General features: G+C 56.0%; 19 protein-coding genes. 14 read left to right on the forward strand and 5 right to left on the reverse strand.

Annotation, left to right across the window (positions count from 1 at the left end; translation table 11 throughout):
- Positions 1-203 precede the first annotated feature (203 nt).
- The gene (locus PCO31110_RS10440) at positions 204-3,386 is read left to right on the forward strand and encodes a DEAD/DEAH box helicase (protein ID WP_174979465.1); all 3,183 of its coding nucleotides are present in this window, start codon (positions 204-206) and stop codon (positions 3,384-3,386) included.
- Between the two features lie 643 nt (positions 3,387-4,029).
- Here PCO31110_RS10440 and PCO31110_RS10445 read toward each other — a convergent pair.
- Positions 4,030-4,476 (reverse strand): hypothetical protein, encoded by a 447-nt coding sequence (locus PCO31110_RS10445; protein ID WP_150690362.1) that lies wholly within the window; start codon positions 4,474-4,476, stop codon positions 4,030-4,032.
- Between the two features lie 2 nt (positions 4,477-4,478).
- Here PCO31110_RS10445 and PCO31110_RS10450 point away from each other — a divergent pair, with 2 nt between their 5' ends.
- The 3 genes from PCO31110_RS10450 to PCO31110_RS10460 all read left to right on the forward strand — a co-directional run bounded on the left by PCO31110_RS10450 (position 4,479) and on the right by PCO31110_RS10460 (position 6,788).
- Positions 4,479-5,075 (forward strand): DUF6088 family protein, encoded by a 597-nt coding sequence (locus tag PCO31110_RS10450; protein WP_150690363.1) that lies wholly within the window; start codon positions 4,479-4,481, stop codon positions 5,073-5,075.
- Entirely contained in the window at positions 5,068-6,105 is a 1,038-nt protein-coding gene (locus PCO31110_RS10455; RefSeq protein ID WP_150690364.1) for a nucleotidyl transferase AbiEii/AbiGii toxin family protein, read from the forward strand. The genes PCO31110_RS10450 and PCO31110_RS10455 overlap by 8 nt, the downstream gene beginning before the upstream one ends.
- A 434-nt stretch (positions 6,106-6,539) precedes the next feature.
- Complete coding sequence (locus tag PCO31110_RS10460) at positions 6,540-6,788, forward strand: hypothetical protein (RefSeq protein WP_150690365.1); 249 nt, start codon at positions 6,540-6,542, stop codon at positions 6,786-6,788.
- Between the two features lie 417 nt (positions 6,789-7,205).
- On the opposite strand, the gene PCO31110_RS10465 is transcribed toward PCO31110_RS10460, so the two are convergent.
- Entirely contained in the window at positions 7,206-7,484 is a 279-nt protein-coding gene (locus PCO31110_RS10465; protein ID WP_052241018.1) for a hypothetical protein, read from the reverse strand.
- 117 nt (positions 7,485-7,601) lie between these two features.
- Between PCO31110_RS10465 and PCO31110_RS10470 the strand changes: the two genes are divergently transcribed.
- From PCO31110_RS10470 to PCO31110_RS10515, 10 genes are all read left to right on the forward strand, one after another.
- Positions 7,602-7,910 (forward strand): hypothetical protein, encoded by a 309-nt coding sequence (locus PCO31110_RS10470; RefSeq protein WP_039374511.1) that lies wholly within the window; start codon positions 7,602-7,604, stop codon positions 7,908-7,910.
- 283 nt (positions 7,911-8,193) lie between these two features.
- Positions 8,194-8,469, forward strand: coding sequence for a hypothetical protein (locus PCO31110_RS10475; protein WP_150690366.1), 276 nt, complete (start codon positions 8,194-8,196; stop codon positions 8,467-8,469).
- Between the two features lie 47 nt (positions 8,470-8,516).
- Entirely contained in the window at positions 8,517-8,765 is a 249-nt protein-coding gene (locus PCO31110_RS10480) for a hypothetical protein (protein ID WP_217427237.1), read from the forward strand.
- A gap of 266 nt (positions 8,766-9,031) precedes the next feature.
- Entirely contained in the window at positions 9,032-10,606 is a 1,575-nt protein-coding gene (locus PCO31110_RS10485) for a hypothetical protein (protein WP_174979467.1), read from the forward strand.
- Positions 10,607-10,613: 7 nt separating this feature from the next.
- Positions 10,614-10,913 carry a DUF2523 family protein gene (locus PCO31110_RS10490; RefSeq protein WP_246189794.1) on the forward strand — a complete coding sequence of 100 codons (300 nt, stop codon included), beginning with the start codon at positions 10,614-10,616 and terminating at the stop codon, positions 10,911-10,913.
- 5 nt (positions 10,914-10,918) lie between these two features.
- Complete coding sequence (locus tag PCO31110_RS10495) at positions 10,919-11,977, forward strand: zonular occludens toxin domain-containing protein (RefSeq protein WP_150690368.1); 1,059 nt, start codon at positions 10,919-10,921, stop codon at positions 11,975-11,977.
- Positions 11,974-13,641, forward strand: coding sequence for a type II secretion system protein GspD (locus PCO31110_RS10500; RefSeq protein WP_174979469.1), 1,668 nt, complete (start codon positions 11,974-11,976; stop codon positions 13,639-13,641). Before PCO31110_RS10495 ends, PCO31110_RS10500 begins: the two co-directional genes overlap by 4 nt.
- A 154-nt stretch (positions 13,642-13,795) precedes the next feature.
- A complete protein-coding gene (locus tag PCO31110_RS10505; protein ID WP_150690369.1) occupies positions 13,796-14,575 on the forward strand; it encodes a rolling circle replication-associated protein in 780 nt (259 codons plus the stop codon).
- A 1-nt stretch (position 14,576) separates the two neighbouring features.
- The gene (locus tag PCO31110_RS10510) at positions 14,577-14,810 is read left to right on the forward strand and encodes a hypothetical protein (RefSeq protein ID WP_150690370.1); all 234 of its coding nucleotides are present in this window, start codon (positions 14,577-14,579) and stop codon (positions 14,808-14,810) included.
- Positions 14,811-15,073: 263 nt separating this feature from the next.
- Complete coding sequence (locus PCO31110_RS10515; protein ID WP_150690371.1) at positions 15,074-15,346, forward strand: hypothetical protein; 273 nt, start codon at positions 15,074-15,076, stop codon at positions 15,344-15,346.
- Between the two features lie 114 nt (positions 15,347-15,460).
- On the opposite strand, the gene PCO31110_RS10520 is transcribed toward PCO31110_RS10515, so the two are convergent.
- The 3 genes from PCO31110_RS10520 to PCO31110_RS10530 form a co-directional block, all read right to left on the reverse strand.
- On the reverse strand, positions 15,461-15,808 hold the full coding sequence (locus PCO31110_RS10520) for a hypothetical protein (RefSeq protein WP_150690372.1): 348 nt from the start codon (positions 15,806-15,808) through the stop codon (positions 15,461-15,463).
- Positions 15,809-16,218: 410 nt separating this feature from the next.
- Positions 16,219-16,656, reverse strand: a complete 438-nt coding sequence (locus PCO31110_RS10525; protein ID WP_150690373.1) for a hypothetical protein — start codon at positions 16,654-16,656, stop codon at positions 16,219-16,221.
- Entirely contained in the window at positions 16,649-17,593 is a 945-nt protein-coding gene (locus PCO31110_RS10530) for an endonuclease/exonuclease/phosphatase family protein (protein ID WP_150690374.1), read from the reverse strand. Before PCO31110_RS10530 ends, PCO31110_RS10525 begins: the two co-directional genes overlap by 8 nt.
- Positions 17,594-17,937: the final 344 nt, after the last annotated feature.

Consider the following 17,937-nt stretch of genomic DNA (forward strand, 5'->3'; position numbering starts at 1 on the left):
CGACAGTTGGAACTATACGACGGAGACGCCATTAATCTTCGTCGGGCGACAAACCGATCGCGCCTCACCAGGGCGTGAAAAAGGGGATGCGTGTGACGTTCAGAAAAAATGTTTCAATTCCACCTATATATGCGGTTCATTCGCTCATTGAGGGGAACCGGGTCGTTCAGCTTTCAAGTGATTCAACCCAACAGGAAGTGACAGTGACTCCGGCCCAAGGACGCCGGAGAAACTACGCCACTCTCGATAGCGTTGGTGGCGAGGTGATTGCAATCTCGACAAAGACCATCGCAAAGCCCGACGATGTGGGTCGCTTGTTGGTCTTGACGGATACCGTTGATGTACCTGCAGAGCATTCGGATTGGAACTTGGCGGGCCAACCCACCAGGTGGGCCGATCCGAAGCCGTTGAATATTAAAGACGAGCGTTTGGACGACAGCCGCGCTAGAGCGCAGCGAGTCATCGACAGTTGGGACGACGCATTTCACTACAAAGAGGAGCGTAGCGTCGAGGGCGGACGGATCCTCCCAGGTTTGCGCGCTCCGCAATTGGGGGCCTTGCATGCAGCGCTGGGACATTGGAAGGCGTCCGTAAAGCCCGCAACCGTTGTCATGCCAACAGGGACGGGCAAGACAGAAACGATGCTCAGCTTGCTTGTGGCACAGCGCATACCGCGCCTATTGGTACTCGTGCCCAGCGATGCATTACGCGATCAAATTGGCTCCAAGTTCGTCAATTTGGGATGGCTGAAGAAGTTTGGCGTCGTAAGTTCCCACGCGGAGCCGCCCGTCGTTTGCTTCTTAAAAAAAATGCCGCGTGAGGCGGAAGCATTTCAGGGTCTTCTTCAGCGCTGTAACGTGGTCGTGGCGACCATGCGGATTGCTGCGGGCAGTCGAGTAAGACATAGGGATGCTCTTGTGGAATGGGCGTCCCACATGTTCATCGATGAAGCGCACCACGTCTCTGCGACAACGTGGGCATCCTTTCGGGAGCACTTTGGTGATAAGCCCGTTCTCCAATTCACCGCAACCCCCTTCCGCACAGACGGAAAATTAGTTGATGGCAAGGTAATTTTCAACTATCCGCTTCGACGAGCACAGGCAGAAGGGTACTTCAAGCCAATCAAGTTTCGTCCCCTTGTCGAATACAACAATGACCGCGCGGATCACCGAATCATGAATGAGGCAGTTTCTGCACTTCGTGAAGATCTGGCTGCGGGATATGATCATGTGTTAATGGCCAGAGTCCAAACAATTTCTCGGGCTGAGGCAATCCATCGCATCTATTCTGAGCATGCTAGGGACTTTCAACCACTGCTTGTCCATAGTGAGCAAACTCAAAACGAACGGCAATCCAGCTTAGCGGCACTGCGATCCAGAGAGTCGCGAGTAATCGTTTGCGTAGACATGCTTGGTGAGGGCTTCGATATGCCGCAGTTGAAGGTGGCGGCCCTTCACGACATGCATAAGAGTCTTGCAATCACGCTCCAGTTTACCGGACGCTTTACGCGATCGGCCGACAACGCTATCGGAGACGCGACAGTCGTCGCAAACATCGCGGATGTCGCGGTCAGCGATCGGCTGAAGTCACTCTATGCTGAGGACGCTGAATGGAATGAGTTACTTCGGGTGCTGAGTGAGGGCGCAACCGATGACGAAATCAGGCGCGCCGAATTTCTGGATGGATTCGGCGAGGCTGCTCCCGAGGTTGCCTTGCAGAACATCGCCCCCAAAATGAGTGCAGTGGTTTTTCGCACAGGTCACAGGTGGGAGCCGGCCGACATCGGCAAGGTGATCAAGTCCACACGGATGTACGCGGGGCCATTCCTAAATGCTGCGGAGCGGGTGGCTGTATTTGTCACGAAAGATCAGGAGCAGGTCGCGTGGGGCGATGTTCGCGACTTGAAAAATACTACCTGGAATGTTTTTGTATTGCATTGGAGCGAGCAGCAACGGCTTTTGTTTATCAATAGTACGGATAATTCAACGGTGCACGAGGATCTGGCTCGCGCAGTCTGTGGGCCTGACGCAAATCTCATCAGAGGCGAACAGATATTTAAGTCACTGCATGGCGTTAACAGATTCCTCATTATGAATCTTGGCCTCCGCCACTTGATAAGCAAAGCTGTACAGTTTTCCATGTATTCCGGTTCAGACGTCGGAGCCGCCTTGGCAATGGCGTTGAGGCAAAACAGATCAAAGTCCAACCTCTTTGGACGCGGTTATGAAGCAGGGGAGAAGGTCAATGTAGGTTGTTCTCAGAAAGGGCGCCTATGGTCCCATCGCATCGCACATGACCTCGCAAAATGGGTCCAGTGGTGCCACAACATAGGAGCAAAGTTAATCGATCCCAACATTTCTACTGAGGATATCTTTCGAAATGTAGTGATCCCAGAGGTTGTGCAAGCTAGACCGGTGTCAGCGCTTCTCGGAGTCGATTGGAGTGACGAAATGCTTCATCGGCGAGAGGACGCAGTAGACATCGAGATTGACGGCATTTCAAGTGCATTGTTCGACGTAGATCTCCAGCCAGACTCATATGCCGAAGATGGTCCGTTGCGTATCCGCCTGCGAACACCTGACGGCGACTCAGTCTACGAGGTGCGTTTCGTCGCGGATGATCTGAGCTTCGTACTTGTTGAAGGAAGCGCCGCATATATAGTGATCGGGCGTAAGCGTGAGTCACTCGACCAGTGGTTTGGTTCAGAGCCACCAACACTGTATTTCGCTGACGGCTCTACGCTTGTGCGCAACGAGCTGTTCAAGCTGCCTCCGACAGAGCGACGAGTTGCATTCGACCGAGGGCGCCTAACTACGTGGAACTGGGACGGCGTCAATTTGCGGAAGGAATCGCAGGGAGTTGAAAAGGACCCGGAATCGATTCAACGGAGGGTTATTGAGTACCTGCTTGCTCGCATGGGAGGAGACGCAGTCGACATCGTATTTGACGACGATGGCTCGGGGGAGATGGCCGACGTTGTCGGGGTCAAAGTGCACGCAGCGCATGTCGAAGTAACGTTTTACCACTGCAAATACTCTAAGCAAGATGAAGCGGGTGCTCGTGTCGACGATTTGTACGTCGTCTGCGGACAAGCGCAGCGAAGTGCATTTTGGAGAGGCGATCCCGAGCGGCTCTTCAAGCATCTGCAATACCGCGAGGTGAAACGACAGCGTACTGGTGGGACGCGGTTTGAGCGCGGCAATCTTCAGATGCTGTCAACAGTTGCTCGATCTCTCATGTCGCATCGACTCGTGTTGAAGGTCGTCGTTGTTCAACCAGGCGTGTCGAATGCGGACATTAGCGTTTCGCAACTGGAGCTGCTCGGCGTGACAGAGCTCTACCTGCGCGAAACCTATGACTGCGATTTTGAGTTCATTGGGAGTTAAGCCGAAGTCAGATTTTTGCAGCCAACGTTAGCTTGGATCATGTTCCCAGTGGCGGGAAGTCGCAACGGTGCAACGAACCATTATTACGAGAGTGAAATTGCATACAGTCGGCATTGATTCGTTGCCACGTGATAGATCGGGTGCCAAGGATGCGACCCGCCGCGTTCGGTTTCGTGAAGCGGCGTTAACATACAGCACGGAAACGCTCGACCGCAGGGAAAACAGGCCGCCAAGGACACCAAGCGTCGGAAACAACGAAGGTTGCGCCCCGGTGTACTTACCGCCGAATTCCCACTAGATTCCGGAAGGATTATGAACAATGGCTCTCACGCCTCATGAGAAATGAAAAATGACTGACACAATCACTATTGGCGGCATGGCAGCCATCGTTACCTATGTCCACGAAATGGACATGTTCAGGGGGAATTCATCGGACTGAATGGAGGGGCTGACTTTTATGCGCGCGACCTGAAGACTCTGCGCAGTGAAAGTGAGCATTCTTTGCAGATTTTCTTAAATGAATGCAACCGACGCGGCGTTGCGCCCGAACGCCGCGAGCTGGACGAAAATCGCATCGGCTCGTAAGAAATCTCAATGCGAGGCAGAACCTCCCCTCGCCCCGAATCTCCTTTTTGCACTCACCTCAATCGGCGCCCCCCCCCCCGAAATTACACAACGTCTCGCGATCACGCTCCACTCGCTCCAATACCGGCGATGAATGACCGTGATCCTCATCTGTCATTCCCGTTCCCAGCCAATACGCATATTTCGGCCAGTTCTTGCAGAGCGCAAGGATTGCCTCCTCCGTCGCACACTGACGCCCGTCATAAATACTGCGCCAGGTCTGAGCTTGCACTCCACTCAGTTCCTCTAGCGCCTTGAACCTACGATGGCGCGGGGCGACCGTATCGACGATCTCTTTGATTCTGTCGCGCATATCGACCTCCTCCAAAAGCCACGAAATTAGGATGCCGAGCGCAATGACCGCACTCGCGTGAGTCGCAAAGCAGGCGAGCGCGCCACAGTGACTCGGAAGCCACGGATTGAATGTCAGAAACTGAAGTATAATATCTGACAAAATGGAGCTCATCGATGACTAAGCTACCCGAAACCATTCGCCTGCACGCCAGCTCGCTTTCTGAGGGCGGCGTCCTGTCGCCCAAGGAATTCCTGCATTTGGGAAGTCGAGCGGCTATTGATCAGGCGTTTTCGCGTCTTACGAAATCTGGCGAGCTTCTTCGTGTAGCCCGTGGCGTGTACGTTTCACCGATTCCGGGTAGGTTTGGCACTCGCCCACCGGCGCCCGAAAAGGTTGTACGTGCGTTCGCGGAGAAGTCTGGCGAAGTCGTGGTGTCTCACGGCGCAAATTCGGCAAATGCCCTCGGACTTACGCAGCAGGTCCCGACTCGTGAGGTATTTCTATCGTCTGGTCGAAACCGGAAACTTCGGCTCGGACGGTCGGTGGTAGCGATAAAGCATGCCCCGCAATGGATGCTTGCATTAGGAAGCGGAACGGCGGGAGACGCGGTGCGGGCACTGGCGTGGATGGGTCAAGCCCACGTGACCAAGTCGTTGAGCGCGCTCCATAAGCGATTGTCGGCAGACGACTGGAACACGCTCACTTCCGCACGCGCGGCCCTTCCATCTTGGATGGCGAAGGCAATAGGACAGGAGTCGTTACGTGGCTGAGTATTACTTTGATCTCAGCACTGACGAGCAATACGAAGCCTTAGCCTTTTCCAGCGCGCAGACCGGCAGGCCCGCTCATCTGTTGGAAAAAGACGTATGGGTGGTGTGGGTCTTGCGCGCGCTGTTCACGTCGGCGTTAGCAATGGACCTCACCTTCAAGGGTGGAACATCTCTATCCAAGGCTTACAAACTCATTGATCGCTTTTCCGAAGACGTTGACCTCACATACGACATCCGCCGCTTGATTCCGGATTTGGTCCCGGAGGGCGCATCGCTTCCATCAAGCCGCAGCCAGTCCAGCAAATGGACAGCCGCCGTCCGGCGCGCACTTCCTACGTGGATCAATGAACAGGTGCTCCCTGTTATCAGCGACGGCCTCACCCGCGAAGGGCTCGACGCAACGGTCGGACTTGCCGAAGACTGCACGGACACTGTTTTGCTCAGTTACCCGGCGCTTGCAAGCGGAACGGGGTATGTAGCCCCAGCCGTCAGACTGGAATTCGGCGGACGCGCAACCGGAGAGCCTCACACCGAAATGCCCGTGCGATGCGATATGGACGGGATTTTGGATAGCGTCTCATTCCCTGAAGCAAGCCCACTCGTCATGAACTTGTCCCGGACGTTCTGGGAAAAGGCAACCGCTGCCCACGTCTATTGCGCGCAAGGAAGAATCCGAGGCGAGCGCTATGCGCGTCACTGGCACGACTTAATGTCGATTGCCGATAGCAGTCAATTCGGTGCGATTCTCTCCGATACGGATGTCGCCGCGATGGTCGCCGACCATAAGTCCTGTTTCTTCATCGAAAAAGACAGCGATGGAAACGTCATCGATTATCGACAGGCCGTATCAGGAGGTCTGCGAATCGTGCCGGAAGGGCCAGCAAAGGACGCGCTTTTGACGGACTATCGCGCCATGATCGAGGACGACGTTCTGGTCGAAGGGAACGTGACGTTTGATGTGCTGATGAGTAAGTGCGAAGCCATCCAAGATATGTTGAATCAAGTCACATCCAGCACCTACGCAGCTTGAGCACCACACACGTATTGAGTCAATGAGCGCAAGGCCCCGCGTCACTTGTGCGCCATCACTCAAATATGGCTCTCGGGGGAAATATCCTTACCTTCCCCTAAGACCATTCCGAATTCGCGCATATCTCGCATAATTCGCCGCTTGCGTTCTTGTTGCATGCGAGTGGTCTCTGTAAGCTTGTTCTCGTCACGTCCCAAACGTGGCCGGACTTAGCGGTCCGATCGTTCCGTAGGGCACACAGCCGCAATGTATCGCGGCTTCGTGTGCGGTCTCATGCATGCCCTCGAAAGCCAACGGGCAGGCCTGGGCTGGGACACCTTCGGGTGTGCCGCCTAATCCTACTGAACAGCGGTCCGCTAACCCAGTCCAGTGCCTGCCCACCCCCTCTCGTCTCACGAGGGGCAGGATTGAAACGGTTAGCATGAGGACACAGCATGACCTCTCTCGTATCTACCCCTGTCGCTGTTCGCGATTCCCTCGACAAACTGCACTGCCTGTCGGAACGTCTTGTCGCACTTTGCATGGTCGCGGCCAATCAAGAAAGTGCAGAAGCCATCCCCTCGGAATTCACCAACGCATACTTTGAGCAGTTGGGCGACCTCGCAGACGAGGTTCTCGATGTAACGCAGCAGTTAGATGACGATCTGAGTTTTGCAGGAAACGCACCGCTCCTGCTTTCTTGAAGTCGTTACGCTTCACCACGTACTTGATGCCTCTCATTGCGAGAGGCATTTTGCTTTCTGCGCCCGTGAACATGCTCGTGGCACAAGGCCTTCGAGCATGACGAGCCACGTCCGGAGAGTGACTGCGACGGGCAACGACACTTCTAACCGGCAGCTTGCCGGGGAGCCGATGAACGATCTTGCTGTTTTCCTTAGCGGCTCAACCGCACAGAACGCAGTGATATCGCATTGCTGCCACCACATTGCGTTCGCCGTGCACCTTCCAACGTAAAGCGACGACATCAAGTAGAACAACTGCCGGTCGCCCCCAGCACCTGATTGGCGCTCTCCACCTCAGCGAGGCAACGGGGACACTTCCATGAAACGTTCTCGCGGCTTAGCGCCGCTGCAACCATCGGTTTAGCACCTTAGCTGCGACTACCCAGCCTTCCGGATTTTGTTTAAGTCCCGAGCCACTTGCTCCAGGGCAGGTGAGATATGCCCGCTCGCCTCGTCCGTGCGCCCCGTTACCAACCAGAAAGCAAACTGCGGCCAGACTTCGCCAATGGCTTCAATCATCTCGGATGTCGGGCGTTGCAGACCTCGCGAGACGTTCTGCCACCGCTTCGACGGGATACCCGTGAAGTCCTCCATCTCCCGCCAACATCGGTCGGCGTCGGCGACGTGCTCAATGAGTTCGCAGATACGCTCGCGCATCTCGGAATTTCCCCAAATACGTTCCAGACATGGAAACCTATACTTTAGGCATGTCTAATTTCTAGGCATCGGTAGCTCGGATTCCCCTGCTGCCGCTCACATGCAACCGGTGACCTTATGACCAGCAAACAAAAGCTCATCATCATCGACGTCACTCGACTCGAAGGCATCTCAAGCAAGACGGGTCGTCCCTACGACATGCGCACCGCACAGTGCGTGCTCTACCAATCGACAAGCGAAGGCGATCAAGCCGTCGTCGGCCGAGTCATGCTGCCGGACGGTCTCAAAGAAACGACCAAAGGCGAATACCTCGCGGAATTCGCCTTTTCTCAGTCGATGGACGGCCATCTAGTTCCGCGCATTGTAGCCCTGCATCCCTGTGCGAGCGGCGCGCGCCCCGCAACTTCCGGCAAATCCACAACCTGATTTTTCTGCCTTGCGTCGCGTCTTCATGTAGACGCCGATAACTCATCTTCTATATCCGGCCCCCCCGCCAGATTCTTAACACCGTCACAGCTCAATAGTGGTGATGGAAATCGGGGGTTGCGATGTTCCGTCAGTTCTCACTCAGCCTGTGCAACGGCTTCGGCCCGGCACGCGCCAAGCAAAGGCTTTCGCTCGCCGCCCGAATCTCGGACTACGACGGCCACCCGCTTCCTAAATGCGTTCGCGCGGCGAAGGGCCAGCAATGTACACAGGGAGGCTGCGCGTGACAGACCAAACCATCCGTCTGCTGGCCTGCCAACCCACTCGCCCACCTATGGCGGTTACCGCCATCGACCGCGAACTCTGCCCGCCAGAGAACGGCGAGCAGTTCACGTTGGTCTCCGTCGCCCCCTCGATCGCGCAAGCACATGCACCCGCCACCTCACTCGACACCGTGCAGATGGCGGGGTTCTGGACATTGGCACTCACAACCGTCGTTGGACTTTGGTTCGTAAGTGTCCATGTGGGCGCACTCCTCGGCTTCATCCGCCGAGGTTGAGCCAGCGCGCCGGGCGCATCCCGGCATCTCAATTGGAGTCAGTAACCATGAAAGAAGCACTTCAACACCTTCGCTCGATTGTCACGCGAACGACTCTCGGCATTACGTTGGGTACGGCGTCCTGCTTGGCTAAGGCAGATGGCGGTGGAGGTGGCGGCCCTGACCTGTCCTCGCTAACCAACGGTATCAACATGGGCTCCACCACCGCCGCAATCCTTGCGGTCGCCCTGTCGCTGGTCACCGTGTACGCCACGCTACGCGGCGCAAAGATCGTGCTCGGCGTTATCAAGGGCTAACCACTGAGCATGCCCGAGCGCTCCATCGCGCGTGTCGAGCGCTCGGCCACATAGCACGGGGCACCGTATAACTCGCCGGAGACCATCATGCCGACGCAAGAACTGTGGGATCTGACTTTCTTCGTCTGGGGAATCGTATGCGGATGGGCCGTCGTTCAAGGATTGCGGGGATAACGATGAAACGAACGATGGTGACCCTAGCGCTACTTGCGCTCCTCGCACCACAGCCGGCAATACCGCAAGCGCTCCCCGTCGCGAACTTCGCTATGAATCGCGCCATCGCTGGCGTCATTACGCGGATAGCAGCCTCCCGAGGTTTCGCGGCCAACGACGCTCGCGTTATTGCGACGTTAGAAGCGATCTCGTCATCGAGCACGGCGTTAAACGTCGTCTCAACTGGCGCGGGCATCGGCCTGTCCCTCGCTGGAGCACCCGTCTGGCTGACGATCCTCGCGGGGCTCGGCATAGTCGGCGCGGGTAGCCAATTGATCGCAACGTTGGGCGACGCTGAGGTCGCTATCGGACAGACCTATGACGGCTCCGTTGCGCTCGCGAGCAAGCTCCCACGCAAGGAACCCGTGAAGTTACCGTCCTACCCGGACTTCCAGACGTCTCCCTCCCACGAACCGCTTTTCGAAACTCTCAGACGCCTCGGGGCACATGTGTATCGAACGCATGGATGCTCACCCACGAATACCCGAGTCGCATGTCACGAATTTCCACTACTGCCGCCAGAGTCCACCGGCATCGCCTTGTCTTATCCAGAACACGGGATTCGCATCCCCTTCACGTCGATATCTGAGTTGGAGGAACTGCGCACACGTTGGCTGTTCCAGCCTGGCGATACAGATCTGCAACTGAAAATCATCGAGACGTTCGATGACTACGGCGAGTTCGCAGGCTTTGCCGAACGCATGTGGACGAACAAACACCGACCCTGCTACGACGACGCCCCGCCCTTTTGTCCCGCGCCGCATGAATGGGTGACACTCGAACTGAATCCCGCTGTTTTCGACATCAGCCGCGACGCCTTTTACGGACTCAACCGGATGACAACAGAATCGATTTACCCCGATCTGGATTCGGCGCGCGCTGGCATGAACCGGGAACTCATGAAGATGCCGATCAGCCCCAAGACGCTCGCCGACATTGTCGATGAATCGTGGCAGCAAGCGGCAGAAGCGCCTGACTATGCAGGACTCCCCTATCGCGACTCGGAGCCCGTCACCGAAGAGGACGTGGTGATATGGGTCAAAGAGAATCCCAAGGAAGTACCGCACATCGGCGACGTATTCGAGCCCGCCAATCCGCCGGACATCAAGACGGTGCCGATATCTCCTCGAATCCGCCCACGCGAAGATCCAAGCCCGCAGGTTGATCCCGAAACAGATCCGCGCGTCACGCCGAAGCCCGATCCAGAAATAGACCCGAACCCCGCGCGCGATCCCGATGAAGAGGGAGAGCCCAGCACCGGCCGCAACAGGAACACCGAGGGCGTCCAGGACGTGAATGTCGTCAACCGCCCAACTGTCAACATCGGCAACCGAGTCAAGGTCGATATGGGGCTAGGTGACGCCCCCGAAGTGGATAAGCCCAAACTGGAAGAAACGCCCACCGCAAAGATGATCATCGATCCGATCTTGGGGCTGACGGCCGACTTCAAAGCCTGGACGATGCCCTCGCACGGCGCTGCGTGTCCGCGCACAACGTTCCAAGTCTTCGATCGCACCATTCCAATCGATGCCCACTGCGAAATTGTCGAGCGCATTGGGCCACAACTTCGCCAGGTGATGATCGCCGCCTTCGCGGTCATGGCGCTTTTGATTGTTCTCTCCGCCTGAGGTCCCCATGCCGCTGTTTGCCATTATCGCGAGCGTTCTTAACACCGCGTTGGGCTTTATGTTCCGCGCGTCGGTGGTCAAGTGGGCGACATTCTTCGCGCTCTGGTATGTCGTCAGCGAATTTGTCGTCGCCCTCAAATCGAGCAACCTCTTCCCGCAGGTGTCAAAGCTTAACGAGGCGTTTTCGGGCATCCCTACCGGGGTCTGGTATTGGCTCGACCTGTTTGCCGTCTCACAAGGTGCGCCCATGATCATCAGCGCCATGGCAGCGCGCTTTCTCATCCGGCGTTTGCCGATCATTGGGTAAGCGCCATGGCAATCAACGCTTACACAGGCTTGATGGGATCGGGCAAGAGCTATGAGGTCGTTAGCAGCGTCATCGTGCCCGCGGTTTTAGCCGGTCGACGTGTGGTGACCAATGTCGACGGCATCAACGCGGACGCTATTCACGCTTACTGCACAGACGTGAAGAAAGCAGACCCGACAACGCTTGGCCCGCTGATTCCTATTTCAAACGCAGACGTTCTCAAGGCAGGCTTCTTTCCCGACGAAACGAGGCCGGACCTCGACTCAATCGTCAAAGCAGGCGATCTAGTGGCGATTGATGAGGCGTGGGAGTTCTGGTCCGTCTCGCACAAGATCAGCCCCGAGCACATGCGCTTCTTCCGCATGCATCGACATTACGTACATCTGGAAACGGGCGTTTCGTGCGACGTCGCGTTGATGATCCAGTCGATCACGGATCTCCACCGGCAGTTGCGCTCGGTGATCGAAGTCACGTTCGTCACGAAGAAGCTCAAGGAATTGGGGCTGGGCAATCGCTATCGCGTCGAGATGTTCGGCGGCGGCAGGATCACCAAGGCGGCACGACTGGGGACCACGACCACAACATACGACAAAGCCATTTTTCCGCTGTATCAGTCGTATGCCGGCGGCAAAGGGAAAGAGCGCGCCATCGATTCCCGGCAAAACATGCTGCGCAATCCCAAGCTGTGGGTGACCGCCGTATTTTTCGTGGGCTGCTGGATCGGCGTCGGGGTGTTCCTCTGGCGATTCTTTCATCCAAAAACAGAGGCATCACCGTCCAATACGGTCGAATCGAACGCTAACCTGTCGGCCTTGGCGAACACAGCGTTGGAGTCTGCACCCCGCCTACCGCAGCTCAGCGAGAGATGGCGTGTCGCAGGACGGTATTCAGTCGCTGGAAAGCGTTACGTCGTGTTGAGCGATAACGCGGGGCGCTTACGCGTCGAGCCCTCATCTGCATTTCGCAATAGCGGCCTCGGGATCATCGGTGAGGTCGACGGTCAACAGGTCACTGCATGGTCGGGGCAAAAGCCCGCATCCCAGCTCTTCGGAGAATCGCGATGAAGCCCCTATTCGCTGGCGCGATGTTGATCGCTGCAACCCAATCGTTTGCGGACGAGCCGCGCATCGTGCCCGCTCCCATCGATTACCGAGGGCCAGCCCTTCACGATGACGGCCCGGAGACTCGGGACAATATCGAGCGCCGCCCCTTGCCCGACTGGACCAACGCAAGTGTCCCGCCCCCTCGATTAAGGCCGAGCCCCTCATCCGGAAAATTCGACTTCCAGTTCGTCAATGTGGCGCAGCTCGTCTCGTTGCTCTATGGGGAAGCTATCAAGACGCCTTACGTCATTTCCCCCGAAGTGCTCGATGACCAGCGGATGGTCTCGATGCGATTTGATACGAGACGCGGCGACTTACGTGCGTTCCTCATCGCGTTTCTCGATTCGCTCGGGTTCGGCATCGAAAGACGCCAGGGTGTCGACTTCGTGTTCAAGCGATCAAGCGCTGGCATTGATGCGGAACCGCAATCCACCTACGTCTATCGCCCCCAATATCGAGACACCGCCTATCTCGCCAATCTTGTCAGGCCAGTGTTTCGAGGCCAGTTCACCGTGAACCGGGAAGTCCCCGCCCCACCCGAGGGACGAGCGGGCGGCAACATCCCCGACGGTTCTGCGGCGATGCTCATTGACCAGAAAGGCGACACGCTCGTTTTCCGTGGGACGAAAGCCGAAATTCTGATGCTCAAGGAGTTACTACCGCGAGTCGATACGCCGGTCGGTGAAGTCGCAGTGCGAGCAATGGCCTACGAGGTCACCCAAAGCAGCGAGCACGGCTCCGCGTTTCAACTCGCCCTGGAGCTGCTCTCCAAGGGCTTAGGACTGTCCATACAGGTAACGGGCGAGAGACTAAGCAACTCGGTACGCATCACAGCCGGCGATCTCGACACGGTGTTCTCGGCACTATCGAAAGACACACGATTTCAGGTCATCAACAGCCCCAACCTGCGTATTCGCTCCGGCTCGCGTGGAAAGCTCACCGTGGGGCAGAAAGTCCCCGTGTTGAAATCCGTCTCCTACCCTCGCGGCGGCGGCGAACCGGTTCAATCAGTCGAATACCACTCGTCCGGCGTCATCTTCGAGTTGCGGCCGACCGTGAAGGATTGCGTTATCGATCTGCACGTCTCGCAGCAAATCAGCGACTTCGTGAAAACGACGACGGGCGTCAACAAGTCACCAACGCTGAACACCCGGGAAGTGAGCACCGAAATCAGTTCGCGGGATGGCGACATCATCTTGATTGGCGGACTGACAACCAATAAGGCGTCCGACAACACCACGGGGCTGTCCTTCCTGCCTCGATTCCTCGATAGCCAGGCCGATGCGGCCTCGAACACGGAGATCCTTCTCGTCCTCCAGGTGGAGCGTGTCAGGACGTCTAGCGTCGGGAGTGTCGGCGCCGATGCCGAAGCCAGGGATGCCCACGGACGCACCTGCAACGTCCGGGCCGTTGACGCGCGACTCAGCGCGGCCCGCGCGACCGAGCAGCGGGTAACACCTCAGACGCCCGCCGAAGTGCCGCCGCCGGCCACACCTCCTCTCATTGAAAACCGTCTTTCCGCTCCCGCCGACAAAGTGGCGCGGATCGAAGGAAGACCGACGCTTCGCGCGACCGCCGCCGCCCGCAGGGTCGAGGACGGCGGGGGCGCGCGAAGCGCGCCCTAAATTTATATCCGTAACACTTAACGAGAAAGGAGGTGGCAAAGCACATCCAGCCAGGACAGAAACACTTCGACTTCGATCCGGATGAAAAAAGGCCCCGATGCAGAACACCGGGGCCAACGCCTTCTCCGCGATGACACATGACAAAGGAGCTGCCATGCAAGAACCGAGTTTAGTGAACGATTCCGCCTTCCGACGAGAGTGGATCATCAGGGGACGAAATTTTGGAGAGGGTCAGGTCGAGGTCACCGTCACCCGATTCGACCGCTACATGGGCGCTCAGAGGCTTCACACCCTGCCAAAAGCGAAGCGCGGCGAGTCAGAAAATTCGGAAGATAACCAAATGGCGGCAGCCAAACGAGCCAAACAACAAGTCAGATTGCGTTGTAAGGCCATTGGCGCAGATCGCATGATTACGCTGACCTACCGGGAGAACATGCAGGACAAGGATCGCCTGAAGCGCCATTTCGACGCTCTACGCCGCCGCTTGAACAAGATTCAGGATTTCCAGTACGTCGCAGTCCCGGAACGTCAGAAACGGGGCGCGTGGCATCTACACATCGCGGTAAAGGGACGGCAGAACTACCGGGTGCTCCGCGCGATCTGGATATCCATCGTTGGCGAAGACAATGGCAACGTCAATGTCCGAAATCCATTTCGTCAGAAAGGTCAGCATCACAAGCTGGCGGCCTACCTCGGCAAATATCTGACCAAGGACTTTGCCGAGCACAAGATGAACGAGAAGCGCTATTGGTCAAGCCGAGGAATCGTTATCCCGGAGCGTCATCCAATCGACCATATCCTGAGCGACGACCCGGTGAAGGCCATCGTCATTGCGTTCGAAGCGGCACAGGAAGTCGGCGCAAGCTTGGCCCACTGCCAGGCATTTTGGAACCAGCATCTCGGGTGCTTTTGGCTAGCCACGAAGGAGAACTGACATGAGCTTGCTTACTCGTGCGTACATCCTTGAGCGGTACGGTGTGAGACTGGGTGTAGCCCAGCTCTCGCAACTGCTATGCGTTGCGGAAGGAACCATCCGCAATCAGATAAGCGCTGACACGTTCCCCGTTCCAACTTACGTGGAAGGAGGCAGACGCTTCGCCTCATACGAGGCCATCGCTACCTATCTCGACTCGATTGCTCAAGACGCAATTGTTCGCTACGGTGCATGACAGATCGGAAGGGCTATCCGAGTCCGAGTTGCTCATCCGGATAGCCCAGCAGTAAATCAATTGCCCGACGTGGGTTAAATTTACGAAGCACTTCGCATGTCGGCTCTCGGCTGTGGATTCAACCGGTCGACCCTGTCTCTGGAATCATCGACAATATTAGCTTTGGCAGTGCGCAGGAATTACTACTACCAACTCGGAACTTCATCCGATGAGGCCGACTCACTTTAACTAAACATCCTCCGCGATTCCCGGAGCGTTTCAATATGCAATCACTTATCAATGAAATCTCAGTTGCGCTCGAGGCTTACCGGAAAGCAACTACGGAGAGCGGTGATGTGAAAGCGACAGAAGACTTTTCAAGGCTTATAGTGATTACAGAGAAGATAGTTGCCGCGATACAAACTGGTGACATTACCCAAGCAAAGCTCAGCTTGCTTGGGTTCTCACGACAAGTATCAGATTCCTTTGCAGTTCAACCGCTGGAATTTGGATTGCTGGCGAAAAAAGTCGCTAAGTTAAGAAAACTTGTGATTTGAGATCTTCATTGGCGGCAAGAAACAAACCGGATAAGTAGTGCTCTGCACGGGATTGAGTGACCGGTTGAATCCACAGTCGGAAGTCGCCCGTCGCAGAGCAGCGGCCGGCGGAATTTAGCCAGCAAGCGGGTAGGCCTCGCCTTCATCGCCCCGGACGACGGCAGAAAGCGTCACGGCCAGTTGCATAGCCGCAGCCATCGTTGGATCGACTGCGGATAGATTCCGAGGCGCGTTGAAACTTGCACAGCCACGATTCCAGCTAAAGGTCTTGATCCACTCGCCATTGACAAGGACCGCGACATCGCCAGGTCTTCCCGGAATCGAAATCCTTTCGCCCGTCACTGGATTCACCGACGTTACCGGGCGCTCGTCTTCCTTTAAAGAGGCTTGCCCGAGGATAGCGGCCCGCCATTCATCCAGCGAGATGGACGGATCACGTTCGATGTGCAGTCGATAAGCCATTGCAGAAACCGGAACGGTAGGGGGTGGATTACACTAACACGAATGACGGCTTAGGAGAAATCCGGGTGGTCGCAGGGGGGGGCGCACGAAGGTTTCGTCGAGCGGCGCGGGGCGGCATCCGGCCAACAACCGACGTTGGAATCCAATGACGTCTGGACATTCGGACAACCGCTATGCTGCGGAAACAGACACCCGTACCCGCGATGCCCGGCGACCAGCCTTCAAGTTTTTGTTTAAGCTTGTTGTTGAACCCGTTGAATGAGTGGCTGGCGCTGGAAAGAAGATACCCTAGGCTTAGCGGTGCGGTCTCCTGCAAAGACCAGGGTGCGGTTATCCGCTGGAAATGCTGACGAACTGGCTCCTGAGGTGCCTCCGCCGCGCCGGAGATGACGCAGAACCGAGCTATAGGGCTAACTTTCCGCTGAGTTTCGGCGATCAGGCATACGCATATATTTCTGGATAGTCTCACCGACCAACGGGTCTTGCAGCAGCGTTCCAAACGCTGTTTCCAGCCCCTTTCTGTCCTCGCAGTACCATTTACCATTCCCTGCGAGTTCGATTTCGCACGGATAGCCGGAGCGTGCCATATTCCATTTTGCAATCTCTGTAGGGTTCACCGTTGGAATGGTTGAGCAAACTGCCAAAGCAAAATACGTCACCGGCTGAAAATTTTTGGTGAACTGCCAACCATCCCGGAATTCCTTACGTTGAATTTGAACCTTGCCTTCTGTGGCGGCAAGCAGTTGCTTGTTTAATTCATCAAACACGGCATCAATTTCCGCTCGATTATCCTCGGCGGTCTTCGCTGCGTCGAGGCCAATATTTAAATGCTTCGTAAAATCAACCATTTAAAATCACCTTTTCAATAAGTGCAAACACAGGCATATGATCAAATAATTTATCATCATCTTTAACCAGTTCGGTATAGAACGGTATATCCACGACCCTTACGGCATCCTCCCTCAGATGCCACTTGGAATTACCAAGAAATGACGAAGAGAATATAATTTGATCAAACGTATGCCATTTGGTTAATCCGCCCGATTTGTAATAGTAACTGCCGCCATAAGATGGCAGTTCCGAGGATTCTCCCGAGTATGGAACGTTCGACACCATGTACCGCCAAAACGGGTTGTACATTAGGTGACGGCGTCGCGAGGCAAGTGTGCGATCGCGAGTTGCTTTCAAATGTCCTTCCAACGATTTCGCGAATGGTTCGTCATTGAAGTCCCCCATCACGATAACGTGGGCCGAGTTGTCAGCGCCGATAATCCCGTCCACAGCGTCCCGGAGCTGCATGCCCAACCGGTGCCGGTCAATGTGATTTTCATCACACCACAACCGACTTGGCCAGTGCGAGACGAATATATGGATCAAGGTTTCGTTGTCTGCCACTCCAAAATCGATACGTTGACCAACCTTCAGAGTGCTTCCGCCGCTGAAACTTACTACTTCGTTATGATCGAGCAAAAGGAGAGCAGCCGTTCGATAAAGCACACAAACATCAAAGGCACTCCTGCCCGCGCGGGAAAAACCCTCGTAAATCGAATACTCAGATATAGAGCATGCCGCCCGCATAGCGACCACGTCATCTGCCGACATCTCGCCAAGGCAAATCACGTCGATGGATAAGGTTCCGGCGAATAGATCGATCATCCCAAACGCAGTGTCTCGGTCCGCTTGCGTGGAGCGTCCGGGCCTGGCGGTCGGAGAAAGGCTCGTATTCCACCAGATCATCGATACCTGCATAACTTTGGGGCTTTGTTGGTTAGCGAAGTCACTCATTCGGTCGTCTCGGGTGCCACCCCCCCCAAAAAAAACGTCCATAATCGACATTATGGCGCACTTCTTTGCGCCGTTCGGAGTCGAGCCAGCCCGAGCCGCCCACTTACCGTATCCGACATCCAACTAAGTACGAACGGCCGCTTGGTCTCGCAAGCAGCCTTCGTGTTCCTATTTGGTGAAAAGGCAGTTCAGGGTCGGAAGTTGACGTTCACCAAAGGATCAACGAATCAAACCTGATGAACGTGCCAGCTCGAGACTGGCAACCAGTGTGCATCCAAATCCGATAATGCAACGCCTATCGCTAGGAAAATCTGCATAACAACATACTTTGAAAAGATATTTTT

Source organism: Pandoraea communis, assembly GCF_902459745.1.
Lineage (GTDB): Bacteria > Pseudomonadota > Gammaproteobacteria > Burkholderiales > Burkholderiaceae > Pandoraea > Pandoraea communis.